The following is a 23,840-nucleotide window of genomic DNA, read 5'->3' on the forward strand; positions in this document are numbered from 1 at the left end:
GCCGCTTCGGGGGCGCGCACGTACTCGCATCGCGGCTTCGGTTCGAGGTCCAAGCGCTTCTTGCTGTCACATTTGGTCTAGACAGGCTGGACATGCTGTACGAACCATCCTAGGATGAGGCGTGACATCGCGTGAGGTGATCGCTCGTCGGAGATGACGGGGGCGCTTGCGCAGGCGGAGACGCAGCACAGACAAAGAGAGGTTTGCTCGTGGCGACGAAGAAGTGGCAGAGGCTGACGGCGCTCGTCGGGGCGGTGGCGATCGCGGGATCGCTGTCGGCCTGCACGACGGAACAGGGCGGTGCAGGACAGAGCAAGGGAGAAGACGACACCGTCAATGTGACCCTCGTACTCAAAGACCTGGTGAACCCGTTCTTCGTAGCGCTGGAGGAGGGAGCGCAGAATCAGGCCAAGAAGGACAACGTCTCGATCACGGTCGAGGCCGGCTCCAAGGACGGTGACGAGCAGGGGCAGATCCAGGCCATCGAGAACGCGATCACGCGCGGCGACGACGGGATTCTGATCCTTCCCAGCGGTCCCGGCGTCTATGACGCGATCGAGAAGGCTCGTGACGCGGGCCTCGTCGTCATCGGACTCGACACCCCCACGGATCCTGCCGACGTCGTGGACATGACCTTCGCGACAGACAACTTCGCAGCGGGCCAGCAGATCGGCGAATGGATGGCGAAGAGGCTCGACGGCGAGCACGCCGTGATCGCGCTGCTCGACCAGTTCGACGACCGGGTCATCCAGACCGACCTCAACCGAGACCAGGGCTTCCTCACAGGCATGGGCATCGACACCGCCGACACGGGCAAGAACGGCGACGAGGCGAAGACCGGTGAATACTCCGGCGGCACCTATGAGATCGCCTGCCAGGAGCCCACCACCGGAGCGCAGGACGGAGGTCGGACCGCGATGGAGAACTGCCTGAGCGCGAACGGCGACATCAACGTCGTCTACACCATCAACGAACCGGCCGCCGAGGGCGCAGCGGCAGCCATCGAAGCCGCGGGCCTCTCCGATCAGATCACCATCGTCTCGATCGACGGCGCCTGCGCCGGAGTCGATCTCGTCGCCTCGGGCGCGCTTGGCGCGACGTCGATGCAGTTCCCCGTGGTGATGGCTGAGAGGGGCGTCGAGACGATCGCGAGCGTGGTGCGCGGCGGCGAGATCCCCGCACCGTCCGACGGTCTCGACTTCGTGAACACGGGCACCGAGCTCGTCGCCGCCGACGGGCTGGGCCTCGCCTTCACCGACCCGGACGCCGCGGCGTCCACCTGCTGGGGCTGACCCCCGACGAACGGACGAGGAAACCGACTGATGTCTCAGTTCACCGCAGCGATCTCGAGCACCCAGAAGCCGGGGCCGGCGCAGTCGGTGCAGCGTCTGCTGCACCGACACCCGGCGCTGAGCCCCGCAGTGATCTTGGTGATCATCGCAATCGCCTTCACCATCGCCAACCCGCGCTTCAGCAACCCGCAGACGCTGTCGCTGCTGCTGCAGCAGACTGCCGTGATCGCGGCGCTCGCTGTGGGGCAGACCTTGATCATCCTCACGGCAGGCATCGATCTGTCGGTCGGAGCCGCCGCGATCCTGGCGTCTCTCGTGATGGCGGAGGTCAGTGCGGGAATGGGCATGCCGGGGTGGCTCGCGCTCGTCGTCGGCGGGGTGATCGGCCTCGTCGCCGGTGCCCTGAACGGTGCGCTCGTGACGCGGCTCTCACTGCCGCCTTTCATCGTCACGCTTGCCACCCTGAGCGTGTTCACGGCGATCGCGCTGCTCATCTCCGGTGCGAAGAGCACATCTGCCAAGGACATGCCGTCGCTCCTCAGCTGGACGGGAGTGACTTTCTCGGTCGGCGGCTTCAGCATCACCACGGGCGTGCTCATCGTGCTGGCGCTCTATGCTGTGGTGGCGTTCGCGCTCAATCGCACTGCATGGGGGACGCATGTCTACGCGGTGGGCGGCGACGCCGAGGCCGCGCGGCTCTCCGGCATCCGCGTCTCCCGCGTCACCATGAGCGTCTATCTCGTGGCAGGCCTCACCTACGCGGTCGCCGCGTGGGTGCTCATCGGACGGGCAGGGGCGGCCACGCCCAACGGCATCGTCGACGGCAACCTGCAGAGCATCACCGCGGTGGTCATCGGCGGCACCAGCCTGTTCGGCGGCCGCGGCGGCATCGGAGGAACCCTGCTGGGAGCCCTGATCGTGCAGTCGCTCACCGTCGGACTGTCGCTCGCCGGCGTGGATGCCCAGTACCGACTGCTCGCCGTCGGCGTGCTGGTGCTCTTCGCCGTCGCCCTCGACCAGTGGATCAGGAAGGCACGATGATGTCAGAACGCGAACCGGTCCTTGCGGCCAAGGGCATCACCAAGAGGTTCGGACACGTCCTCGGGCTCGACGACGTCGACGTCGAGGTGCACGCCGGCGAGGTGCTGGCGATCATCGGCGACAACGGCGCCGGCAAGTCGACGCTCATCAAGTGCCTCACCGGCGCGCTCGTGCCTGATGCCGGGCAGCTCTACGTCGACGGCACCCCCGTGGAGTTCCGCCGGCCGCAGGATGCTCAGGCTCATGGCATCGAGACGGTCTACCAGTCCCTGGCCGTCGTTCCGGCTCTCGACATCGCGCGCAACATGTACCTCGGTCGGGAGGAGCGGCTCCCGGGTTTCCTCGGCTCGGTGTTGCGGATGACCGACCGAAAGGGCATGCGGGTCCGCGCGAAGGAACGGATCGATGCCCTCGGGATCCGCACCATCCAGGATCCCGAGGTTTCGGTGGAGAGCCTTTCCGGAGGACAGCGACAGGCCGTCGCCGTCGCGAGAGCCGCGGCGTTCGGGTCGAAGGTCGTCGTGCTCGACGAGCCCACCGCGGCGCTCGGCGTCCGCGAATCGGCGCAGGTGCTCGAGCTCATCAAGCGACTGCGAAGCGAAGGTCTCGGCGTCGTGCTCATCAGCCACAACATGCCTCACGTGTGGGAGGTCGCCGACCGCATCCACGTGCAGCGCCTGGGTCGCCGAGCCGCGGTGATCACGCCCGAGTCGCACTCCATGACCGACGGTGTGGCGCTCATGACCGGTGCCGCCGGCTGAGAACGACCATGGGCGGGCGTGCACCGCGTCCGCCCCACCCGTCGGCGACGCAAGACCGCGGCGCCGACCAGACCGAGAAAGGACATCCGCATGCCCCTGGTCAGCGGACACGACATCATCGCCGACTGCACATCGCGCGGCCTCGTCGCCGGAGCTTTCAACACCACGAACATCGAGACGACCATGGGCATCGTTGAGGCCGTCGAGCGCACCGGCATCCCGACCTTCATCCAGTGCGCGCCGACCAACGCCGCGCTCTCCGGCTTCGAGTACATCCACGACATGGTCAGCAGGCGTCTCGCCACGTGTCCCGTTCCCGTCGCGCTGCATCTCGACCACGGCAAGAACCTGCGGGCGGTGGAAGACGCGCTGGCGGCGAGGTTCACCTCGGTCATGATCGACGCCTCCGAAGAGCCGTACGAGCAGAACGTGGCGACCTCGGCGAAGGCACGAGAGATCGCCGGTCCCGACGTCGCCGTGGAGGCCGAGCTGGGGGCGATCGGCGGCAAGGAAGACGAGATCGGCCCCGATGAGGCGTCGGGGACGGACCCCGCGCAGGTGGCCGACTTCGTCGACCGCACCGGTTGCGACATGCTCGCCGTCTCGGTGGGCAACGTGCACGGCTACGCGCCGGACGCCCGCATCGACTTCGATCTGCTCGCGGACGTGCACGCGCAGAGCAGCGTGCCGCTCGTCATCCACGGCGGATCGGGGCTGCCCGCCGAGCAGTTCGGCAGACTGCACGAGTACGGGGTGGTCAAGGTGAACATCGCGAGCGATCTGCGCAACGCCATGATCCGCTCCTTCGGCGAAGCCTACGTCGCCAATCCGCACGAGCACTCGCTCATCAAGGTGTCGCGCGCCTCGGTCGCGGCGATCGCCGATGTGGTTGAACGCCGCATCCGGCAGTTCAACCCGGGCGCCGCCTGACGGCGCAGAGGAAAGGAACGGCGGTGCTCCCCACGATCACGATCGACGTCGGAACGACCAGCGTCAAGCTGTGCCGGTTCGACGGACGCGGCGTGCTGCTCGCATCGCAGCGCCTGACGACTCCGACCAGGAGAGATGACGCTGGCGAGATCTACGACGTCGACGCCCTGCGCGCGGGGATCGTGGAATTCATCCGCGAGCTGGACGACGATGCCAGGTCGTCCGTGCGGCGCATCGCGATCACCGGCGTCGGCGAGTCCGGCGGGCTCGTGCGAGGCGACCTCACGCTGGCCTCGCCCATGATCCTGTGGCACGACCAGCGTGGCGCAGCGAGACTCGCGCAGCTCGATGCGAGCGCGCGCGCTCGTCTCTATCGCATCACCGGCGTTCCGGCGAACGGCAACTACGCGTTGTCCAAGGTCGCCTGGGCGGTCGACCGAGTTGCCGATGCCGGCGACGCGCAGTGGTTGAACATCGCAGAGTACCTGGCGGCGACCATGACGGGGCAGCGGTGGGCGGAGCCGTCGCTCGCCAGCCGGACGATGGCGCTCGATCTGTCGACCCGCACCTGGTCGCGAGAGGCGGCGGCGCTGCTCGGTGTGGACGTGTCTGTGTTCCCCGTCATCCGCTCGGCGGCGCAGGGTGCGCACGTGACCGCATCCTTCGCGGACGAAGCCGGGCTCGGGCGTGACGTCGACGTGCACGTCGCGGGTCACGACCACATGGTCGGCGCAGCGGGAGCGGGGCTCGAAGCCGGCGAACTGCTGAACTCCACCGGAACCACCGAGGGCCTGCTCTTTCGCACCGAGGCCCCGCGGCTCGACGACGACGCCGAGCGCGCCAAGCTTGCGAACGGGCTCGACTGCACGGGTCGCGGGTACACGCTCTTCGCTTCGATCCCCACGGGCGGATCGGCCTTCGCGACCCTCCAGCGGATGCTGGGCATGCATGCCTCTCGCCTGGAGGCCGTGCTCGAACGGCTCCACGCCGACTACATCGCGGGCGCCGTCGATCTGTCGCGCACCCCTGTGGTGCTGCCGCGGTTCCGCGGGAGCCCTCCTCCCGACAAGCTGGCCGCGGCCCGAGGTGGGATCGCCGGCATCGGAGACGGCACGACCGCCGAGGAGATCGTCTTCGGCACCTTTCTCGGCATGGCCGTGCAGTTCCGTGAGGTGCTCGGCCTCTTCGGCCTGGCGCCGTCGGTCATCAAGGTCATCGGACCTGCGAGCCGCAACCCGCTGTGGCTGCAGCTCAAGGCCGATCTTCTCGGGGTGCCTTTGCAGGCGTCGGCCCGCTCAGAAGTGGTCTCCCGCGGGGCACAGGCACTGGCTGGAGGCACGGCCATACCGTGGTCCGAACACGAGGTGATCGAGGTCGCGACGGACTCCGCACGGCACACCGCTCTGAGGGAGTGGTCAGACAGCGCGCGAGCCCAGTGGGAGCATCTGAAGGCGGTGCCGGCATGACCGATCGGTTGCTCGTCGCGGGGATCGACTCCTCGACGCAGAGCTGCAAGGTGACAGTGCGGGATCTCTCCTCGGGAGAGCAGGTGCGCGAAGGCAAGGCGTCACACCCTGCGGGCACCATCGTGCACCCCGACCGCTGGTGGGAGGCGCTGCTCACGGCAGTCCGCCGGGCGGGCGGCCTCGACGACGTCCTCGCGGTCTCGGTGAGCGGGCAGCAGCACACCCCGATCTTCCTGGATGCGACGGGGGGAGTGGTCTGCGAGTCGCCCCTGTGGAACGACACGGGCTCGCACGCCCACATGGTCGACCTCAACCGCGAGCTCGGGGCGCAGGAGTGGATCCGGCGGACGGGGCTCCCCCTCACCCTGTCCGACACGGTCACCAAGCTGCGGTGGCTGCGTGACACCGATCCAGGGTCCGCCCGGCGAACGGCGGCGGTGGCTGTCGTGCACGATTGGCTGACATGGCGGCTGCGAGGGTTCGGCGAGGGGTCTGGCGCGATCGACCAGTTGACGACTGATCGCTCGGAGGCGAGCGGCACGGCATACTGGTCCCCCGACACGGGAGAGTACTGCCGGGACCTCGTGGAGCTCGCCCTCGGGAAGAGCGTGGTGCTTCCGCGCGTGCTCGGCCCGCGGGAGCGAGCGGGCGTCACCGCCGCGGGCATCCCCGGCATTCCCGCGGGTATTCCCATCGGCGTTGGCAGCGGTGACAACGCGGCGGCCGCCCTCGCCCTCGACATCGTCGAGGGCGACGCAGTCATGTCGCTGGGCACCTCGGGGGTCGTCTATCTGCGTTCGTCGCGCCCGGTTCACGATCTCGCAGGGTATGTGTGCAGTTATGCCGACGCGACCGGCGCTCACCTCCCGCTGGTGGCGACGCTCAACGCGGCCCGCAACCTCGACGCCGGTGCCGCCGCCCTCGGATGCTCGCACGCCGAGCTGTCGGAACTGGCTCTGACAGCGGAGCCGGGTGCGGGAGGGCTGACGCTGCTGCCGTTCTTCGAGGGCGAGCGCACGCCGGACCTGCCGAACGCGCGTGCCTCCCTGCATGGAGCCTCGCTCTCGAACTTCACGCGCGAGAACCTCGCCAGGGCGGTGGTCGAGGGAACCCTCGTGAGTCAGGTCGCCATGCTCGACGCGCTCGCCGACTGCGGTCTCTCGGTGCAGAGGCTGCTGCTCATCGGAGGGGCAGCGCTGAGCCCCGCCGTGCGCACGATCCTCGCTCAGATGGTCGACATACCCGTCGTGCTGCCGGCCTTCGACGAGTACGTCGCCCGTGGCGCCGCCGTCCAGGCGGCGTGCGCTCTGACCGGCGAGTTCCCGCGCTGGGCGGTCGGCGCCGAAACGCTGCCGCTCGTTCCCGTCGATCTGCGGCCGGCCGAGCAACATGCCGCGGCGATGACGGCCATGGGCTTCTCCGCAGCGCGCTGAGCGAGCATGTCCCTCGCCTCGCCCGCCCGGGTGAGTAGGTTGGTAACTGCCGCGGTTCCCTGACCCGCCGCGGAGGAGGCGAACGCCGTGCAGAGCACCCGGCGGACACCCGTCGTCTGCGGTGTCGACATCGGCAGCACGAACGTCAAGGTCGTGCTGCTGACACCCGCAGGCGAGGTCGCCTCGCGTCTGGGCCGGGGCACCCCGCGCGACCCGCACACTCTGTGCATCGAGGGCCCCGCCGTGCTCGCCGCGGTCGAGGGCATGATCGCCGAAGCATGCGCCGACGACTACGTGGTGCAGGCCGTGTGCGTCGCGGGCATGGGGGAGGACGGCGTTCTCGTCGACCATCGTCTTGCCCCCGTGACGCCCGCCTTGCCGTGGTTCGACGGGAGACGGCAGGAGGTCATGCGGCTGCTTCGGGTGGCGTCGGGCGCCCACGAGCCTTTCGATGTGGCGGAGGACGCGAGCAGGACTCTCGTCGGATGGGCGTGGGCGAGGCAGCAGCCGGGGGCGGAGGCAGCAGCGAGCTGGGTGGCGATCGCCGATCTGCCCGGTGTGCTGTGGTCGCGGCGGGCTTTTCTCAGCGACACCCTCGCATCTCGCACGGGCGCGTGGCGGGCCCGCGACCGCGTGTGGGATCCCGACCGCGTGAACCCGACCCTCGGGTCGCTCGACCTGCTGCCGCCTGTGGTCACGGCGGGTGAGGTCATCGGCGCGATTCATGCTCCGCAGCTGCGTGAGCGAGGTGTGCTCAGCGCGGATGCCTTCGTCGTCGCTGGCGGCCATGACCACCCCATCGGCGGCTGGGGCGTCGATCGGATGGCACCGGGCGCGGTGCTCGACTCGATGGGAACGGCCGAGGTCGTCGTCGCTCAGCGTCCGGAGCCGCCGTCGGTGCGCGAGGGTGACGTCGACCTCGCGCCGGGCATCCGCTCGTCCGGCACCACGTTGCTGCGCGTGGAGGAGCTGAGCCGCAACGTGGAGTGGGCGTCTCGCGACCCCGAGGTGGCGTCCGGCATCCGCGACATCCTCGAGGGGCGTGAGATACCGGCTGAGCTCGACGGTGGGAGTTTCCGACCTGGCTCGAGGGGTGGCGGCACTCCGTCGTACGAGCCGGGAGCGCCCCGCGATCCGCGACGGCGTGCGGCCGACGTGCTCGTCGCACTGGCGCATCTCGGTCGCGACGCGGTGAGCGCGGTGAGCGGAGGCGGGGTCGATCCCAGCGGCGTGCGCTTGGCCGGAGGATGGGCGCGGTCGCCCGGCTGGGTGCAGATCAAGGAGCGGGTGAACGGCTACCGGACGGAGCCGGTCGTCGAGCCGGAGGTCACGGCGGTCGGTGCTGCTCTGCTCGCCGCGGCCGCCTGCGCGTGGACGCCCGATCCCGCGGTCGCTCTCGGCGGTCGAATTGACCTCAGGCCGCGGTGACGTTCACCTCGAGCGGCACCGTGTCGGTGAGCACCCAGGTCTCGTAGTAGTCGAATCGGCGGTCGTCGTGGTCCCACGAGAGCGAGCGGATGCGCAGCACCGGATGCCCGGAGGGAACCTCCAGGCGCGCGGCGATCTCTTCGGGGGCGCCCAGCGCATGGATCACACGTCGAGCCGCTTCGGTGACGAAACCCGCCTGGCGCAGCGTGCCGTTGACGGAGCCGGTGCCGTCGAGCACGTCGGCGGCCGAGGCGATGGCGGCTCCGGCGTCCTGGGGGAACCAGTTGGTGCTGAACATCGCGATGTCTCCGTCGAGACGGCGCACGCGCTCGATGGCGAACACCGGCTCGTCCGCGGGCAGACGGAGGGCCTCCGAGACGTGCGCGGGTGCGGGCTGCAACCCGGCTGCGATCACGGTGGTCTCGATGCCGGTGCGACCGTGACGGATCTGCGATTCGAGGAATCCCTCGGTGTCCTGCACGATCCAGCCCGACGCGGGCTCCGGCATCGACGCGAAGACGCCGCGGCGCGCGATGCGCCGTGCGTAGCCCTCCGACTCGAGCTTCGACAGCGTCTGGCGCACCGTGGCGCGGGCGAGACCGAATTCCCGGCAGAGCTCCAGCTCGCTCGGCAGCCGCTCGTCGATGGGGAACTCGCCACCCATGATCCGGGCCTTGAGGATGTCGAACAGCTGCTCGTAATACGGAACGGGAGAGGTCCGTTCGATGGTCTGCGTCACTGCTGCCCTCCTTGCGTGCCATGGTAGCGGTCCCCTCCGTCGATTCAGGCGGGTAGCGCGACGAGGCGGTGTGGTCTGTACATTATAGACAATATAGACATGGTGCGGTTAGCATGAGTTCGCGTCGCACCCGGCCGCGTCCGCGGTGCCAGGAACAGGAGAAGACATGAGCAGGGTCATGCGTGCGGCCGTCGCCGACGGGCGCGGAGGAGTCCAGATCACGGATGTCCCCGTGCCCCAGGCGGCAGAGGGCTGGGTGGTCATCGCACCCGTCGGCACCGGCGTGTGCGGAACCGACCTCCACCTCATCTCGGGAGACTACCCGCACGGGCGGTTCCCGGTCGTGCCCGGCCACGAGTTCGCCGGTTACGTCAGTCAGGTCGGCCCCGGTGTCTCCTCCGTGCGAGAGGGCGACTACGTCGGCGTCAACCCGAACGTCTCGTGCGGGGCGTGCAGATGGTGCGCCCGCGGTGCGACGAACCTGTGCGTCGACATACGGCCGGTGGGTGTGGCCATCGACGGGTCCGTGGCGGAGTTCGTCGCGGTGCCGCAGCGCATCGTGTTCCCTCTGAGCTCGGCGATCTCTCATCGGGCGGCGCCACTGATCGAGCCGTTCGCCTGCGTGCTGCATGCGCTCGAAAGGGTGCCAGACTGGCGCGACCAGGAGATCGCGGTGTTCGGTGCGGGATCCATCGGGCTCATGGCCGTGGTCCTCGCTCGGGCCGAGAAGGCGGCGGGCGTGCGCATCGTCGAGCTCAATCCTGTGCGCCGCGCCGCCGCTGTGGAGCTCGGTGCGCTCGAGGCCGTGTCATCGGTCGACGAGCTCTCCGTCGCCGAGTTCGACATCGCTATCGACGCCACAGGGCACCCCGCGGCGATCGACGCTGCGGTCTCGGCATTGGGCAAGAGGGGCCGTCTCGTGCAGATGGGCGTCGCGTCTCCCTCGGCATCCGTGCCTTTGCGTCCCTACGAGGTCTTCGCGAAGGAGATCAGCATCATCGGCTCCAACTCGCTGGCCGAGAAGTACGGGGAGTCGGCGGAGCGCATGGTCGACCTCCAGGGCGATCTGTCGCGGCTCGTCACCGCCACCTTTCCCCTCGAGGAGTACGAGTCCGCGCTTGCCGTGGCCGCGAGCGCCGATCAGATCAAGGTGCAGGTCTCGTCCTGAGGGCGGCGGTATCGCTCCTCGCCGAGCATCGGCTGCGGGCGAGGCGTGCTGTTATGAAATCTTGTCTAGACCGCATGTACAACACGTACTGACTACGCTATCGTGATGGTGTGCCACAGCGGACGGCGACGTCTCGCCCCGACGAGACGGTCCACGGCACCCGAACAAGGAGGTTTGCGCGTGTCGCAACGAACGTGGAAGAAGGGGCTCGCGGCGACGGTCGCCGGAGCGCTCAGTGTGGGAGTCCTCGCCGGTTGCTCGTCGGATGCCGGCGGCGGTGAGGGCGGAGAGGTGACGATCAACGTCGCGCTCGCGGCCAACCCGCAGATGAAGACCGCAGAGTCGCTCATCGCCGACTTCGAGGAGAAGAACCCCGGGATCACGGTGAAGTTCACCACCCTCCCCGAGAACGACCTGCGCCCGGCGGTGACCAAGGACGTCGCGACCAACGCGGGGCAGTTCGACGTCGCCATGATCGGGAGCTACGAGGTGCCGATCTGGGCGGATCGCGGATGGATCGTGCCGCTCGACGAGTACGCCTCGGAGGACGAGGCGTGGAACCAGGGTGACCTCCTGCAGCCGATCGTCGACATCGTCTCGAAAGACGACGTGCTGTACGCCGCGCCGTTCTACGGGTCGTCGTCGTTCCTCTTCTATCGCAAGGACCTGGCCGAGAAGGCCGGCGTCACGTTCGGCGAGAACCCGACGTGGGAGGAGGTGCAGGCCGCCGCGGCCGCCATGGAGGACGAGGCCGCAGGCATCTCGGGCATCTGCCTTCGCGGGCTCCCCGGCTGGGGCCAGAACCTCGCATCGCTGACAACCGTGATCAACACCTTCGGCGGTCGCTGGTTCGACGAGGACTGGCAGCCGCAGCTCACCTCTCCCGAGACGACCGAGGCGGTGCAGTTCTACGTCGACACGCTGCGCGAGTACGGCCAGCCCGACGCCGCGAAGGACGGCTGGGAAGGTTGCCTGCAGCAGTTCAGCCAGGGCAAGACGGCCATCTGGTACGACGACACGGTCTTCGCGGGTTCCGCCATCGACCAGGCGGTCGACGAGGTCAAGCCGAACATCGCGTTCGCGATGGCGCCGACAGGGCCCGCAGCGGTGCCCTCGGGGTGGCTGTGGTCGTGGGGTCTCGGCATCACGAAGAGCAGCAAGAACAAGGACGCAGCGTGGAAGTTCATCTCCTGGGTCACCAGCGAGGATTACATCGCGCTCGCCGGTGAGGAGGCGGGCTGGGACTCGATCCCGCCGGGCTCACGCGCATCGACATATGAGATCCCCGAGTACCTCGAGGCGGCGAGCAGCTATGCCGATCTCACGATGAAGTCGATCGAGGCGGCCGACCCCAAGAACCCGACCGTCGATCCCGTGCCCTACACGGGCGTGCAGTACGTGCAGATCCCGGAGTTCGTCGAGATCGGGGACTTCGTCTCGCAACAGGTCGCCGGGGCGATCAGCGGATCGCAGACCGTCGAGGAGGCGCTCGACAAGAGCCAGGAGTTCGCTCTCAAGGCCGTGAAGGACGCCGGCTACCTCAAGTGATCATCCGGGTGGGGTGCCCGCGGCAGCGGGCGCCCCACCCCGGTTCGGAGAACGCAAGACATGGCGACAATGACAACCACCGCTGTCACAGCGGCGCGACCACCGATGTCCCGGCAGGAGAAGTGGGCGAGGCGCGGGCCGCTGCTGCCGGCCCTCGTGTTCACCCTCGTGCTCACGCAGATCCCGTTCGCGGTGACCCTGTTCCTCAGCGTGCAGCGATGGCTGCTGCTCGACGGCTCGGCACCCGGCTTCGCGGGGCTCCAGAACTACCTCGGCGTCATTCAAGACGAGGTGTTCTGGAAGTCGACGGGGAACACGGTGGTCATGACCGGCGGCACGACGATCGCCTGCATCGTGCTCGGTCTCGTCCTCGCCTTCCTTCTGAACCAGCAGTTCCCGGGGCGTGGCATCGCTCGGACCCTCGCGATCACGCCCTTCTTCGTGATGCCGGTCGCGGTCACGCTCTTCTGGAAGTCGGCGATGTTCGACCCGAGCTTCGGGCTGCTCGGCTTCCTCTCGCGATCGCTCGGCCTTCCCGGTGTCAACTGGCTCTCCGAGCACCCCATGGCCGCACTGGTGATGTTGCTCACCTGGCGCTTCGTGCCCTTCGCGATGCTGATCCTGCTCGCGGGTCTCCAATCGGCCCCGCAGGACCAGCTCGAGGCGGCGCAGATGGACGGGGCGGGACCCCTCCGGCGCTTCGTCAACGTCACACTCCCACACCTGCGGCCGTTCATCGAGCTCGCGGCGCTGCTGCTCGCCATGAACCTCATCCAGACGTTCGGCGAGATCGCCATGCTCACCGCGGGAGGCCCGGCCTATGGCACCACGAACATCACCTTCTACATCTATCTGAAGGCCTTCAACGCCTTCGACTTCGGGATGGCGTCCGCGCTCGGCGTGGTCGCGCTGATCCTGACGATCGCCCTGATCCTGCCCATGCTGCGGCTGCTGTCGGGGATCTTCAAGACGGAGGGACGATGATGACGACGAGCACTCTCGACACCCGTGCGGTGGTCACCCGCCCCACGGCCGCCCCGGCGACGCGGCGAACCAGAGGCCGCGGTCTCCGCGTGCTGTGGGGGACCCTGGGGTGGGCAGGCAGCCTCACGCTGTTCTTCCCCGTGGCCTACATGGTGCTCAAGAGCCTCCAGACCGAGAAGGTGGCCGCATCCGCCACCCCGCAGTTCCTCTTCGAGCCGACGCTCGAGCACTACGCGGCCGCGTTCGACCAGGGCATCTGGCCGTACGCGATCAACTCCTTCCTGGTCACGGCGGTGTCGACATTGCTCGTCATCGCGCTGGCCCTTCCGGCGGCCTGGGCTCTCTCGGTGCGAGCGATCGCGAACCCGCAGGACTCGCTGTTCTTCTTCATCTCCACCAAGATGATGCCGATCGCAGCAGGGATCATCCCCGTCTATATCGTCGCGACGAACCTCGGCTGGCTGAACACCGTGCACGTGCTGGTGATCATGCACCTCGGCATGAACCTGCCGCTCGGCATCTGGATGCTGCGTTCGTTCATGCAGGAGATCCCGCTCGAGGTCATCGAGGCGGCGCAGGTCGACGGAGCCAAGACATGGCGGATCGGCTGGTCGGTGGTGCTGCCGCTCATGCGCCCCGGCATCGCCTCGACGGCATTGCTGTGTGCCGTCTTCTCGTGGAACGAGTACTTCTATGCCGCCAACCTCACGAGCTCGACGAGCACGCTGCCGCTGTACCTGCAGAAGTTCCTGAGCTTCGGCGAGCTGTACACGGCGCAGGTGGCAGCCGTCGCGACGATCGTCAGCATCCCGGTCGTGATCGCGGGCTGGTTCGCTCAGAAGTCCCTGGTGCGCGGCCTGCTCTTCGGGGCGGTGAAGTGAGTCCGCAGCGGTAGGGCGCCGTTCACTGTGCGAGCGCCGCCGCAGCCTCCGGATCGAACCGCGGTGGCCCGATGGGCGGCGCCGGCTCGGCGCCCACATCGACGAGTCGGCGAGCGCCTCCGTCGCGCACCACGACGATCCGCACTCCCTGCCGTCAGAACAGCGCGACCTCGTCGGGCGGAACCGGACGCGGACTGACGCCGATCGGCGCCGTGTCGCCGCGCAGCACGCGCGGCGCGGCGGCCGTCAGAGCGTCGGCGACGTGGTCGGGGTGGTTGCCCGCCAGCATCCGCGCGAACGGCCAGTACGGCTCCGAGCTGCGGATGCCTGGCTCCGTGAGCAGGTCGACGATCGGTGCGACTCGCGCGGTGGCGCGAGCGATGGGCGCGCGGGCCTCGACCAGCAGCCTGCTGATCGCGGGGATCGTGCTGCCCGCGAGCGCGGCCGCGTTCGACACCGCGATGACGCGCTCGATGTCGGAGTCGCTGGCCAGCACCAGGCCGTCGCGCGTCGGCTCACCGTCGCCGGCGTCGCGGCGCAGGAACCGCAGCGTCGCGGCATCGGGCTCGGCCATCACCGCACGCCACCAGGCGGCGAGAAAGTCGATCTCGTCGATGAACCGGAGCGGCGCGTGCTCCTGGGCGTACCGATCGAGCCAGTACACGGCTCGCAGCGGCGCCGGCACGAAGTCGTTGACGATGCGCAGATGGTCGAGCGTCGTCAGCACGCGCGCCGAGCCGCCGGATGCCCCGGAGCCGCCCACCTGGAACCTCTGGACGACATCGGTGCCGACGGTGATCGGAACGAGCGTGTGCTCGCGCAGGTCGACGCGCAACCGGCGTGTGGCCCGGGTCTCGCGCCCGTCGCGGAGCAGCTCGATCACGGCGTCCGCCCTCTCGCGAAGCCGCTCATGCTGCGCCAGCGCATCGGTCACGGCAAGGCGCTCGCGCGACGTCCATTAGGCGGAGCGGGCGCTCTTCGCCTGCACGTCGACGAAGAGCCCGCCGTCTCGCACGAGGCTGTCGATCTCGCCGGCGACCGGCGGTTCCTCGCCCGCGGAGGGTGCGTCGCGCCACGACACGGTGGCGAGCACCTGCCGGGCACCCGGCCAGGCCCTCTTCACGGCTCGATGCACTTCGGTCTCATGCCAGTCGCTGTTGCGTTTGTCGTCTGTCTCGGCCACGACGTAGGTGAGCAGGGCGTCCATGAATCCCTGCGGCTCGATCACGACGAACCTGTCACGCGCGACCAGGACATCCCCGCGGTCGGCGCTGATCTCGGCGAGGCGCCGCATGGCCTCCGCCCCGTCGGGGCCCAGATCGTCGAGGTCACGCCATGCCTCATCGGGGTCGTCGACGGCGAACTCGGCGAGCAGGCGCACCGCGGGGTCGAGCGATCGAGACGTGGGCGGCATCCGCAACGCCGCGATGCGGATCACGGCCATCGGGTCGTCTCCCGTCGAATTCAGGAGCGTCTCGACGACTCCCCGCAGCCGCGGCGAGGGCCTGGAGAGCCGGCGCAGATCGGCGATCCGTGGCGCGTCCAGCATGGCCGGCCAGCCCGAGTGCCGCGCCAGGCGCTTCATCTGGTCGCGGCCGAACGACGTCGCCCCGAGCAGGTCGAGCTCGGAGGTGCGCGCGTCGATCAGCCCGAGCGCCCACATCGCGAGCGGGGGTAGCTCCACCTGATGCGTCGCGGCGGGCTCCCGCGCGCTCCGCATCCGCGTGCAGGCTTGAAGCGCTCCGCGCACGAGCCGCAGGGGGTCTTCGTCGCGTCCGTCGTCGGGCGGTGCGAGCACCCACCGCAGCTGTGCGGTCTTCGCGACGGCGCCGAGAGCCACGACGAGCGACTCACGGCTCGCCTCCGGCAGCCTGTCGCACACCCAGCCGAGCAGCCTGCGGCTCTGCACGGCCTGCGCCTGCGGGTAGTCGTGAGTCCCGGTCAGCGCTCCGGTGACGACCTTCGCCCATTCGGCCGCGCTCAGCGTCACCTGCGGAAACCCGGCGTTCGCGAGGGCCGACGCCGCCTCGGCGATATCCCGCTCCGCCTGGGCGATCCGCTGCTCCGCGCCCGCCACCCTCACGCGTATGTCGGTCATACCGCCAGTCTGTCAGCGACCGCACCTCCCGTTCACCCGGTGGCGGTACCCTGAGGGCATGACCTCCTCGACGAGCCCGACGGCATCGGTCCTGTTCGTGTGCGTGCACAACGCGGGGCGCTCGCAGATGGCGGCGGGCTTCCTGCGAGACATCGCGGGCGACCGCGTCGAGGTGCGATCGGCCGGGTCGATGCCCGCCGACCGCATCAATCCGGTGGCGGTCGAGGCGATGCGCGAGGTGGGGATCGACATCACGGCGGAGTCGCCCAAGGTGCTGACATCGGATGCCGTGCAGGCGTCCGACGTCGTGATCACGATGGGCTGCGGCGACGCGTGCCCGTTCTTCCCCGGCACACGCTACGAGGACTGGGTGCTCGACGACCCGGCCGGCCAGGGTATCGAGGCCGTGCGGGCGATCCGAGACGAGATCAGGGTGAAGGTCACGGCGCTCGTGGCCGAGCTGAGCGCCTGAGCGTCCAGCGGCGCTACTTCGCGCCGCCCTTGCCGTCGTGCGGCGGCTGACCCGCGGCTGCCGTCGCTGCCGCCGTCGTCTTCTTCTCGCCGGCGGGACCCGTCGTGTCGCCGGAGGTCGTCGCCTTGACGGCGGCCGGCGTCGTCGGGCTCGCGGTCGACGATCCCGTGCGTGCCGTCGATGCCTGGCCGTGCTCGGCCCGTGCCGTCGCGCCCCTGTCGCCGGCGCCGCGCTCGCCGTCGTCCGGGCGTCCGGAATCGCCGCCACGGTTCGGGCCGGCCAACCCCGCCGGCACGACCGACGTGTTTCCGCGATCTCCGCGACTCTGATGGGGCGTCGTCCGCGCACGCTCGTCCTGCGGTCGCCCCGGCCTGTCGGGATGCCCCCGGTGCGAGGCAGTCTCCGCCGCAGGCGCGGCCGGCACCGTCAGCCGGTCGAGGTCCGGCACGGCGTTCGGGCCCGGTCGCACGCTCGCGGCATCCTCTTCGGTGCGCTGCGACGAACCGCGCCGAGCGCGCAGGGAGGTCGCCGTGCGCATACCCGCCGAGCAGCCCGATCACCCTGGCATGATCGGTGTCGCCGGGCGCCGAGCGGAGGTGCGCCCGTATCCACGCCTTGCGGAGCGCGTCGCGGGCGCGATAGGTGAGAGCGGCGGCGGAGTTCGGACGCATGCCGAGCACGTCGGCGATGCGCCGAGGCGGAAGCTGCTCGACCTCGCTGAGCCAGAGGGCGTGCTGCCAGCGCTCGGGCAGCGAACTGAAGGCCTCGGAGATCGTGGCGGAGTCCGCCATCGCGTCGACGCCGACGGTCGACGCGGGCGGCTCCACGCCCTCGATCGGCGCGGTCTGCGGCATCCGGCGGGCGCCCGTCATCCAGGTGTTGCGCACGGTCGTGAGCAGGTAGGGGCGGAAACTGCGCTGCGGACCCTTTCCCGCGCGAAGCAGATGCAGGATCTTCACGAACGAATCGGAGACGACGTCCTCGGGGTCGGGCGGGGCGGAGCCCAGACTGCGCGCATAGGCCACGGCGACCGGCGCGTGCCGTCGCCACAGTTTTCGAGAACGCGCGACGGTCGCCGTCGCGCGTGCGCTGCAGGAGATCGTCGTCGGTCTCCGCCGCAGTGCTGTCGCAGGGCTCGTCCATGACACCTCGTCGTCGGGGCCGGCTTCGGGTGCCGGTGAAGCGAGGGTACCTCACCGAGGTGAACGGGGGAGGGAGGAGAAGCGGGGGGGGCCATAGGGAGAGGGCCCCACCCGCGAACCGCGCCGCTGAGGGGGAGACGGGCGGTCGAGACGGAGGAATCGAAGGATCACAGGCCCCAGGGGTCGATCTCCGTCACATAGACATGACGCGGCGGGCACCGGATGATGACGCGCTTTCTGCGAATCCCTCGTTGCCGGTCGTCGCCGCATGCTCTCGGAAACGTCCTCGAAACCTGCCGCGCCTATCGTGGAGACCGCGCGCACGGAAGGATGTCATGGCGGTACAGAGAGTGGACTGGGAGCATCCGGATGCCGTGCGCCTGCGCGCGGCGCAACGGGCAGAGCTCGACGCTCGCTACGGCAGTGACGATCACGAGCCCGGCATCGCGCCTTCCGCCGACGACGTGCCGGTCTTCGTGATCGCGACGGACGCCACGGGCGCCGCGGTCGCCTGTGGCGGGCTCCGCCCTCTCCCGGAGGCCGTGCTCGGCCCCGATGTCGCCGAGATCAAGCGCATGTACGCGGATCCCGCGGCGCGGGGGAGCGGGGTCGCGGTGGAGGTGCTGCGTGCTCTGGAGGACGAAGCGCGCGGCCTCGGCATCCGCCGTCTCGTGCTCGAGACGGGTACGGCGCAGCCCGATGCCGTGCGCTTCTACGAGCGTGAGGGATACGTGTCCATTCCGCTCTACGGGCACTATGTCGGCAGCGAGGTGTCGCTGTGCTTCGCGCGTGACCTCGATGTCGGCGCCCGGGAGTAGCCTCGGCTCATGCCGTGGTTCGGAACACTCGAGACGCCCGTCGGCGTGATCGGCGTGGTGAGCGACGGCAGCGCGATCACGCGGGTGACCTGGCGCTCCGTGCCGCCTGCGGATGCCGTGCACGGGTCCGACGCGCTGCTCGACGAGGCGCTGGCGCAGCTGCGCAGCTACTTCGACGGCACGCGCGGCGGCTTCGACCTTCCCATCGGCCTCGGCGTGCAGACCGAGGCGACACGGGCGGTGCTCACGGCGCTCCACGAGACGGTGGGCGCGGGCGAGACCGTCACCTACGGCGAGCTCGCCGCCCGCAGCGGCACCACGATTCCCGCGCGCGGCATCGGGGCGATCATGGGGGCCAACCCGGTGCCGCTCATCGTGCCCTGCCATCGCGTCGTCGCCGGAGACGGTCTCGGTGGCTACTCCGGGGGCATCCCCGGTCAGGGTCTGCAGACCAAGCGCTGGCTGCTCGAGCACGAAGGGGCGCTGCCGACGGCCCTCTTCTAGCCGGCTGCCGACGGCGCTGTTCTCGTCGACGGAAGGTGTCGCGACCCGGGGTATGACTCACTCCGCCCCGAGGGCATCCTGCGCGGCACCGGCCGCCTTCTCCACGACGTTGGGCAGATCGGTGGTTCCGTAGAAGCGAGCATCGGGGTGCGTCGGAGGAGGCATCACCGACGTGGTGGTGGGACCGTCGTGATAGCTGAACTCGCCCTTCCCGTCCGGTGTGCACCCCGAGGCCCACGTGCCCTCAGCGGCGGACGGGCCGTCGCTGAAGTTCAGGTACTGATACGAGACCTCCTGGTGCTCCTTCGACTGCGGGAAGTTGCTCGGCACCGGCAGCGCTTCGACGCCTTCGGCGGTGAGCTCCTCGGCTGCGGCCAACCACTGGTTCTGGTGCATCGTGTCGCGCGCGAGCAGGAATCCGAGAAGGTCGCGCACACCGTGATCGTCGGTCATGTGATACAGCCGCGCGACCTGGAAGCGGCCTTGCATCTCGGCGTTCGCATTTGCCGTGAAGTCGGCGAGCAGATTGCCGCTGGAAGTGATATACGACCCCGACCACGGGTTGCCGTTGCTGTCGACGGCTCGCGCGCCGGCGCCGGCCACGATTCCGTGTTGGACGTCGGTGCCGCCGACGATGGCGGCCACCGTCGGATCGTCCTGCACGGCGTCCTCCGTGATCCCCAACGGAGCCCTCTCGAGGAGCTGCGCGATCATGACGGCGAGCATCTCGACGTGCCCCATCTCCTCCGCGCCGATGCCGAAGACGAGGTCGCGGTACTTCGTTGAACGCGCAACCCAACGCCCGCGGGATCGATGCCACCAGGGGGTTCTCATTCGGGGATCCGGCTGGGACAATCCTGGGTCTGCCGCTGTCAAGCCCCTGTCTTCGCTCCGGCATCGGCGCAGGGTTGAGCGATGGACGACGCACGCGCAGGTTCTGAGCACCCCGGCATATACGCCTATCTCGACGAGCACGCCCCCGACATCGTCGGCCGGCTGGGCGAGTGGGTCTCGATACCGTCGGTCGCGGCCGACCCCGCGCGCCGGATCGAGATGATCCGGTCAGCGCGCTGGCTCGCCGGGGAGATGCGGGACGCCGGTCTGCGTGCGGAGTCGTTCCCACGGGAGAGTCGGCCGCGGTCGTCGGAGAGCTCCACGTCGACCCCGCGGCGCCGACGGTGCTCGTGTACAGCCATCACGACGTCCGTCATGCGAAGCCCGAGGAATGGAGCGAGACCGCCCCGTTCACCCCTGTGGTGCGCGGCGGCCGGCTCTATGGACGCGGTGCGTCGGATGCCAAGGGACAGGTGGCTCGCCCACCTCTGGGCACTGCGCGCATTCGGCCGCCCCCTCGCACCAGCGGCATCCGGTGAACGTGAAGCTGCTGATCGAGGGCGAGGAGGAGATCGGGTCGCCGCACCTTGCTGCGCTGCTGGAGGAGCACTCCGAGCGGTTCGCCTGTGACGTGATCGTCTTCTCCGACACGGTGCAGTGGCGCGACGACGCGCCAGCGCCCGTGACGTCGATGCGCGGAGTCGTCACGGCGTCGCTCACGGTCATGGGCCCGGAGCGCGACGTGCACAGCGGTGTCGCGGCGGGCGTCACCGTCAACCCCGCCCTTTCCCTCGCACAGGTGCTGAGCCGCTTGCACGACTCGGCGGGTCGCGTCGACGTGCCGGGCTTCTACGACGATGTCGCCGCCGTCACGCCGGAGCGCCGTCGCGAGTTCGCCGCGCTCCCCTTCGATGACGACACCTGGATCGAGCGCACCGAGACGCGGGCCATCAGCGGCGAGCAAGGGTACACGGTGAAAGAGCGACTGTGGGCGCGGCCATCGATCGAAGTGCTGTTGCTGCTTGCGGGAGACCCGGAGGGCATCGATCGCTCGGTCATCCCGCGCGAGGCGACCGCGACGCTGTGCGTCAGGACAGTGCCGCACCAGCGCATCCCGGTGGTCGCCGAGCAGCTGCGCGCATTCGTCGCGGCGACGATGCCGCAGGACGTCCCCTCTCTCGGCGCCTCGAGGCTCCCGTGTGCTTCGTGGGCACGGGTCTTCCCGACGACCACCGGCACGCCAGTGACGAGAGCGTCGACATCCGGATGCTGGTGCACGGCGCGGCGACGATCGCGGAGCTGTGGGCGCAGATCGGAGCCCGCTGGTAGCGGCGCCGCGTCATCCGCCTCGCGTCACCTGCGAGAATGGGAAGCCCGCGCCGATTCCGACCTGAGGAGCTTCCGTGCAGTACATCTCGACCCGAGGCGGAATGCAGCCGCTGCCGTACTGCGAGACTCTGCTCGAGGGACTCGCCACCGACGGCGGCCTTGCGGTGCCCGTGGAGTTCCCGAGCGTCGACGGTGAGACGCTCGAGCGTTGGCGGGCGCTCACCTACCCGCAGCTGGCCACAGAGGTTCTCGGCCTGTTCGCCACCGACATCCCGCGCGAAGACCTCGCGCGCATGACGGCCGCCGCCTATGAGCCGTTCCCGGAGGAGGTCGTGCCGCTGCGCGCGATCGACGGCGGCCTCACGCTCGTCGGCCTTTCTGAGGGACCGACGCTGGCGTTCAAAGACATGGCCATGCAGTTCCTCGGACAGGTCGTGGAGTATGCGCTGGAGCGCACGGGCTCGGTGCTCAACGTGCTCGGCGCGACCTCGGGCGACACCGGCTCCGCGGCGGAGCACGCGCTGCGCGGCAAGGAGCGCATCGCGGTCTTCATGCTGTCTCCGCAGGGGCGGATGAGCACCTTCCAGCGGGCGCAGATGTTCTCGCTCGACGACGCCAACGTGCACAACATCGCCGTGGACGGCGTGTTCGACGACTGCCAGAACCTCGTCAAGGAGCTCGCCGGAGACCTCGACTTCAAGCGCGCCCAGCACCTCGGGGCGGTCAACTCGATCAATCTCGCGCGTATCACCGCCCAGGTCGTCTACTACTTCTGGGCCTGGCTGCGGGCGACGGATGCCGGCGGCTGGACGGAGCTGTCGTTCACGGTCCCCTCTGGGAACTTCGGCAACATCCTCTCCGGCTTCTACGCCAAGCAGATGGGCCTGCCGATCCGTCGCCTCGTGCTCGCGGCGAACGAGAACAACGTGCTCGACGAGTTCTTCCGCACCGGTGTCTACCGCCCGCGCAGCGCCGCGCAGACGCTCGCGACGTCCAGCCCGTCGATGGACATCTCGAAGGCGTCGAACCTCGAGCGGTTCGTGTTCGAGCTCCTCGATCGCGACCCCGAGCGCGTCGTCGGAGCATGGCGTGACCTCGACGCCCAGGGGTACGTCGACCTCTCGGCGGAGCTCGCGCGCTTCGAGGAGGAGTTCGGCTTCGTCAGCGGCACCTCGACGCACGACGACCGCCTGGCGACGATCCGCGCCGTGCACGACGCGACGGGCGACATCATCGACCCGCACACCGCCGACGGCGTGAAGGTCGCGCGCGAGCATGTCGAGTCGGGGGTGCCCATGCTCGTGCTCGAGACAGCGAAGCCCGAGAAGTTCGCCGACACGATCCGCGAGGCGATCGGCGTCGAACTCGAGTACTCCCCGGAGCTTCAGGCGATGCTCGGGGCGCCGCAGCACGTTACCGAGCTGCCCGACGACGCGGCGGCATTGAGGGCCTTCATCGAGGAGCACGCCCTGCGCTGAGCTCGACGCACTCGGGACTCGCTGGATGTGCAGTCCGCACATCCAGCGAGCATTCTCGTGCGGAATGCACATGTCGTGAGGAAGGGGTCGTCACTACTGTGGCGACAAACCCGTCCCTCCTCCCGAAGGATCCTCATGGCACGCACGGCGCACGCAGACGACTTCGCGCTCTCCCGAGTGACTCCTGACGCCCGAAAGCCCTGGTTCGGAATCGCCGTGCAGCGATTCGGCCAGGTCTCGGCCCTCTCGCAGTTCCTCCTCGGCGCGACCCTCGGTTACAGCATGACTTTCGGCGAGGCCGTCCTCGCCTTCCTGTTCGGCTCCCTCATCCTCGAGGTCATCATGTGCGTGGTCGGCTTCATCGGCCAGCGTGAAGGTCTCAACACCGCTCTCCTCGCCCGGTGGACCGGCTTCGGCGAGATCGGCGCCTCGCTCGTGGGCCTCGCCATCGGCATCAGCCTCATCGGATGGTTCGGCATCCAGTCCGCCATCTCCGCGCAATCCCTCGACGCCCTCATGCCCGGAGCTCTGCCGGTGTGGGCGTGGAGCCTCATCTTCGGTCTCGCCGTCACGGCGATCGTCGCGTTCGGGTTCGTCGGCATGCAGTGGCTCGCCAACGTCACGGTTCCGCTCTTCCTGATCCTCGTCGGGTGGTCGGTGATCTCCGAGCTGACCCGCCACGACTTCACCGAGCTCCTCACCGGCCCGGCGCCAGGACCGAGCATGAGCGTCTGGGCGGGCACCGGCATCGTCGCGGGCGGCCTCATCGTCGGCGCCATCATCACGGGCGACATGACCCGCTTCAACCGCTCGCGCGCGGACGTGGTGAAGCAGACCGTGGTGGGCGTGTCGCTGGGCGAGTTCGTGATCGGTCTGGCCGGCGTGCTGCTCGCGCACGCGGCGGGCACCGGCGACATCGTCGCGATCGTCACGTCGTCGGTCGGCTTCATCGGCCTGTTCATCGTGCTCACCGGAACGCTGAAGATCAACGACTGGAACCTGTACTCCTCGACCCTGGGCCTCGTGAACTTCATCTCCACCGCGTTCGGCAAGAACCTGCACCGCGTGACGACGACCATCGTGCTGGGCGTCGTCGGGTCGGTGCTCGCCGCCGTCGGCATCCTCGGGCAGTTCACCGAGTTCCTCACCGTGCTCAGCGTCGCCTTCCCGCCCATCGCAGGCATCATGGTCGCCGAGTACTACGTCGTGCGCCGCTGGCGCGGAGAGCTCGACGCCACGCGCGATGAGGGCACGCTTCCGGCCACCGCACCTCGCATCGTGCCCGCGACGATCGTCGTCTGGCTCGTCTCGTCGCTCGTCGGGTACTTCGTCACCTGGGGCATCCCCTCGCTGCTGAGCCTCTTCCTGTCGATGGTGCTGTACATCGTCGTCGGCAAGCTCGGCTGGGTCAGGGGCGTCGGCGTCGCCACGACGCGTCAGCGCACGCCCGAAGAGGCCGCGGCGGCCTGAGACACATCCTCACCATCGAGAAAG

The 23,840-nt window shown here is 69.2% G+C and carries 22 protein-coding genes and 2 pseudogenes; 18 read left to right on the forward strand and 6 right to left on the reverse strand.

Going from position 1 to position 23,840, the window contains the following annotated elements; all coding sequences use genetic code 11:
- Positions 1–209 precede the first annotated feature (209 nt).
- From AB663_RS07035 to AB663_RS07065, 7 genes are all read left to right on the forward strand, one after another.
- On the forward strand, positions 210–1,292 hold the full coding sequence (locus AB663_RS07035) for a substrate-binding domain-containing protein (protein WP_198147949.1): 1,083 nt from the start codon (positions 210–212) through the stop codon (positions 1,290–1,292).
- Between the two features lie 30 nt (positions 1,293–1,322).
- The gene (locus AB663_RS07040; RefSeq protein ID WP_067197250.1) at positions 1,323–2,333 is read left to right on the forward strand and encodes an ABC transporter permease; all 1,011 of its coding nucleotides are present in this window, start codon (positions 1,323–1,325) and stop codon (positions 2,331–2,333) included.
- Positions 2,330–3,094, forward strand: a complete 765-nt coding sequence (locus AB663_RS07045) for an ATP-binding cassette domain-containing protein (protein ID WP_067197254.1) — start codon at positions 2,330–2,332, stop codon at positions 3,092–3,094. The genes AB663_RS07040 and AB663_RS07045 overlap by 4 nt, the downstream gene beginning before the upstream one ends.
- A 90-nt stretch (positions 3,095–3,184) precedes the next feature.
- Complete coding sequence (locus AB663_RS07050; RefSeq protein WP_067197257.1) at positions 3,185–4,024, forward strand: class II fructose-bisphosphate aldolase; 840 nt, start codon at positions 3,185–3,187, stop codon at positions 4,022–4,024.
- A gap of 23 nt (positions 4,025–4,047) precedes the next feature.
- Complete coding sequence (locus AB663_RS07055) at positions 4,048–5,490, forward strand: FGGY-family carbohydrate kinase (RefSeq protein WP_067197260.1); 1,443 nt, start codon at positions 4,048–4,050, stop codon at positions 5,488–5,490.
- The gene (locus tag AB663_RS07060) at positions 5,487–6,923 is read left to right on the forward strand and encodes an FGGY family carbohydrate kinase (RefSeq protein WP_067197263.1); all 1,437 of its coding nucleotides are present in this window, start codon (positions 5,487–5,489) and stop codon (positions 6,921–6,923) included. The genes AB663_RS07055 and AB663_RS07060 overlap by 4 nt, the downstream gene beginning before the upstream one ends.
- An 87-nt stretch (positions 6,924–7,010) precedes the next feature.
- A complete protein-coding gene (locus tag AB663_RS07065) occupies positions 7,011–8,351 on the forward strand; it encodes an FGGY-family carbohydrate kinase (protein WP_067197266.1) in 1,341 nt (446 codons plus the stop codon).
- Here the strand turns inward: AB663_RS07065 and AB663_RS07070 are convergent.
- Positions 8,338–9,090 carry a GntR family transcriptional regulator gene (locus AB663_RS07070; protein WP_067197269.1) on the reverse strand — a complete coding sequence of 251 codons (753 nt, stop codon included), beginning with the start codon at positions 9,088–9,090 and terminating at the stop codon, positions 8,338–8,340. The genes AB663_RS07065 and AB663_RS07070 overlap by 14 nt on opposite strands.
- A 166-nt stretch (positions 9,091–9,256) precedes the next feature.
- On the opposite strand from AB663_RS07070, the gene AB663_RS07075 reads away from it, so the two are divergent.
- The 4 genes from AB663_RS07075 to AB663_RS07090 all read left to right on the forward strand — a co-directional run bounded on the left by AB663_RS07075 (position 9,257) and on the right by AB663_RS07090 (position 13,671).
- Complete coding sequence (locus tag AB663_RS07075; RefSeq protein ID WP_067197272.1) at positions 9,257–10,258, forward strand: zinc-dependent alcohol dehydrogenase; 1,002 nt, start codon at positions 9,257–9,259, stop codon at positions 10,256–10,258.
- Positions 10,259–10,438: 180 nt separating this feature from the next.
- Positions 10,439–11,806 carry an ABC transporter substrate-binding protein gene (locus tag AB663_RS07080; protein ID WP_067197275.1) on the forward strand — a complete coding sequence of 456 codons (1,368 nt, stop codon included), beginning with the start codon at positions 10,439–10,441 and terminating at the stop codon, positions 11,804–11,806.
- 69 nt (positions 11,807–11,875) lie between these two features.
- Entirely contained in the window at positions 11,876–12,790 is a 915-nt protein-coding gene (locus AB663_RS07085) for a carbohydrate ABC transporter permease (RefSeq protein ID WP_198147950.1), read from the forward strand.
- Positions 12,787–13,671: a carbohydrate ABC transporter permease gene (locus AB663_RS07090; protein WP_198147951.1), complete on the forward strand. Its 885-nt coding sequence runs from the start codon at positions 12,787–12,789 to the stop codon at positions 13,669–13,671. The genes AB663_RS07085 and AB663_RS07090 overlap by 4 nt, the downstream gene beginning before the upstream one ends.
- A gap of 154 nt (positions 13,672–13,825) precedes the next feature.
- Here the strand turns inward: AB663_RS07090 and AB663_RS07095 are convergent, their stop codons facing one another.
- Together AB663_RS07095 and AB663_RS07100 are read right to left on the reverse strand one after the other, a co-directional pair.
- Positions 13,826–14,605, reverse strand: coding sequence for a hypothetical protein (locus AB663_RS07095; RefSeq protein ID WP_067197282.1), 780 nt, complete (start codon positions 14,603–14,605; stop codon positions 13,826–13,828).
- Between the two features lie 24 nt (positions 14,606–14,629).
- Entirely contained in the window at positions 14,630–15,769 is a 1,140-nt protein-coding gene (locus AB663_RS07100; protein ID WP_067197285.1) for a hypothetical protein, read from the reverse strand.
- Between the two features lie 58 nt (positions 15,770–15,827).
- Here AB663_RS07100 and AB663_RS07105 point away from each other — a divergent pair, with 58 nt between their 5' ends.
- Positions 15,828–16,241: an arsenate reductase ArsC gene (locus tag AB663_RS07105; protein ID WP_067197288.1), complete on the forward strand. Its 414-nt coding sequence runs from the start codon at positions 15,828–15,830 to the stop codon at positions 16,239–16,241.
- 13 nt (positions 16,242–16,254) lie between these two features.
- Here AB663_RS07105 and AB663_RS17535 read toward each other — a convergent pair whose 3' ends face one another.
- Together AB663_RS17535 and AB663_RS17750 are read right to left on the reverse strand one after the other, a co-directional pair.
- Positions 16,255–16,536 carry a hypothetical protein gene (locus tag AB663_RS17535; protein WP_232304659.1) on the reverse strand — a complete coding sequence of 94 codons (282 nt, stop codon included), beginning with the start codon at positions 16,534–16,536 and terminating at the stop codon, positions 16,255–16,257.
- A gap of 376 nt (positions 16,537–16,912) precedes the next feature.
- A pseudogene (locus AB663_RS17750) lies at positions 16,913–17,389 on the reverse strand (sigma-70 family RNA polymerase sigma factor); the annotation flags it as partial.
- A 329-nt stretch (positions 17,390–17,718) separates the two neighbouring features.
- Here AB663_RS17750 and AB663_RS07120 point away from each other — a divergent pair.
- Complete coding sequence (locus AB663_RS07120; RefSeq protein WP_067197297.1) at positions 17,719–18,201, forward strand: GNAT family N-acetyltransferase; 483 nt, start codon at positions 17,719–17,721, stop codon at positions 18,199–18,201.
- A gap of 9 nt (positions 18,202–18,210) precedes the next feature.
- Positions 18,211–18,705 carry a methylated-DNA--[protein]-cysteine S-methyltransferase gene (locus AB663_RS07125; protein ID WP_067197300.1) on the forward strand — a complete coding sequence of 165 codons (495 nt, stop codon included), beginning with the start codon at positions 18,211–18,213 and terminating at the stop codon, positions 18,703–18,705.
- A 57-nt stretch (positions 18,706–18,762) separates the two neighbouring features.
- On the opposite strand, the pseudogene AB663_RS07130 reads toward AB663_RS07125, so the two are convergent.
- A pseudogene (locus AB663_RS07130) lies at positions 18,763–19,485 on the reverse strand (manganese catalase family protein); the annotation flags it as partial.
- Between the two features lie 404 nt (positions 19,486–19,889).
- Here AB663_RS07130 and AB663_RS17755 point away from each other — a divergent pair.
- From AB663_RS17755 to AB663_RS07145, 4 genes are all read left to right on the forward strand, one after another.
- Positions 19,890–20,078, forward strand: a complete 189-nt coding sequence (locus AB663_RS17755; RefSeq protein ID WP_442922671.1) for a M20/M25/M40 family metallo-hydrolase — start codon at positions 19,890–19,892, stop codon at positions 20,076–20,078.
- Between the two features lie 2 nt (positions 20,079–20,080).
- Positions 20,081–21,064, forward strand: coding sequence for a peptidase dimerization domain-containing protein (locus tag AB663_RS17545; protein ID WP_232304660.1), 984 nt, complete (start codon positions 20,081–20,083; stop codon positions 21,062–21,064).
- Positions 20,970–22,346 carry a threonine synthase gene (thrC, locus tag AB663_RS07140; RefSeq protein WP_232304683.1) on the forward strand — a complete coding sequence of 459 codons (1,377 nt, stop codon included), beginning with the start codon at positions 20,970–20,972 and terminating at the stop codon, positions 22,344–22,346. Before AB663_RS17545 ends, thrC begins: the two co-directional genes overlap by 95 nt.
- Before the next feature lie 135 nt (positions 22,347–22,481).
- Complete coding sequence (locus AB663_RS07145) at positions 22,482–23,816, forward strand: purine-cytosine permease family protein (RefSeq protein WP_067197309.1); 1,335 nt, start codon at positions 22,482–22,484, stop codon at positions 23,814–23,816.
- Positions 23,817–23,840: the final 24 nt, after the last annotated feature.

Origin of the sequence: Microbacterium sp. XT11, from assembly GCF_001513675.1 — a bacterium.
GTDB lineage: Bacteria > Actinomycetota > Actinomycetes > Actinomycetales > Microbacteriaceae > Microbacterium.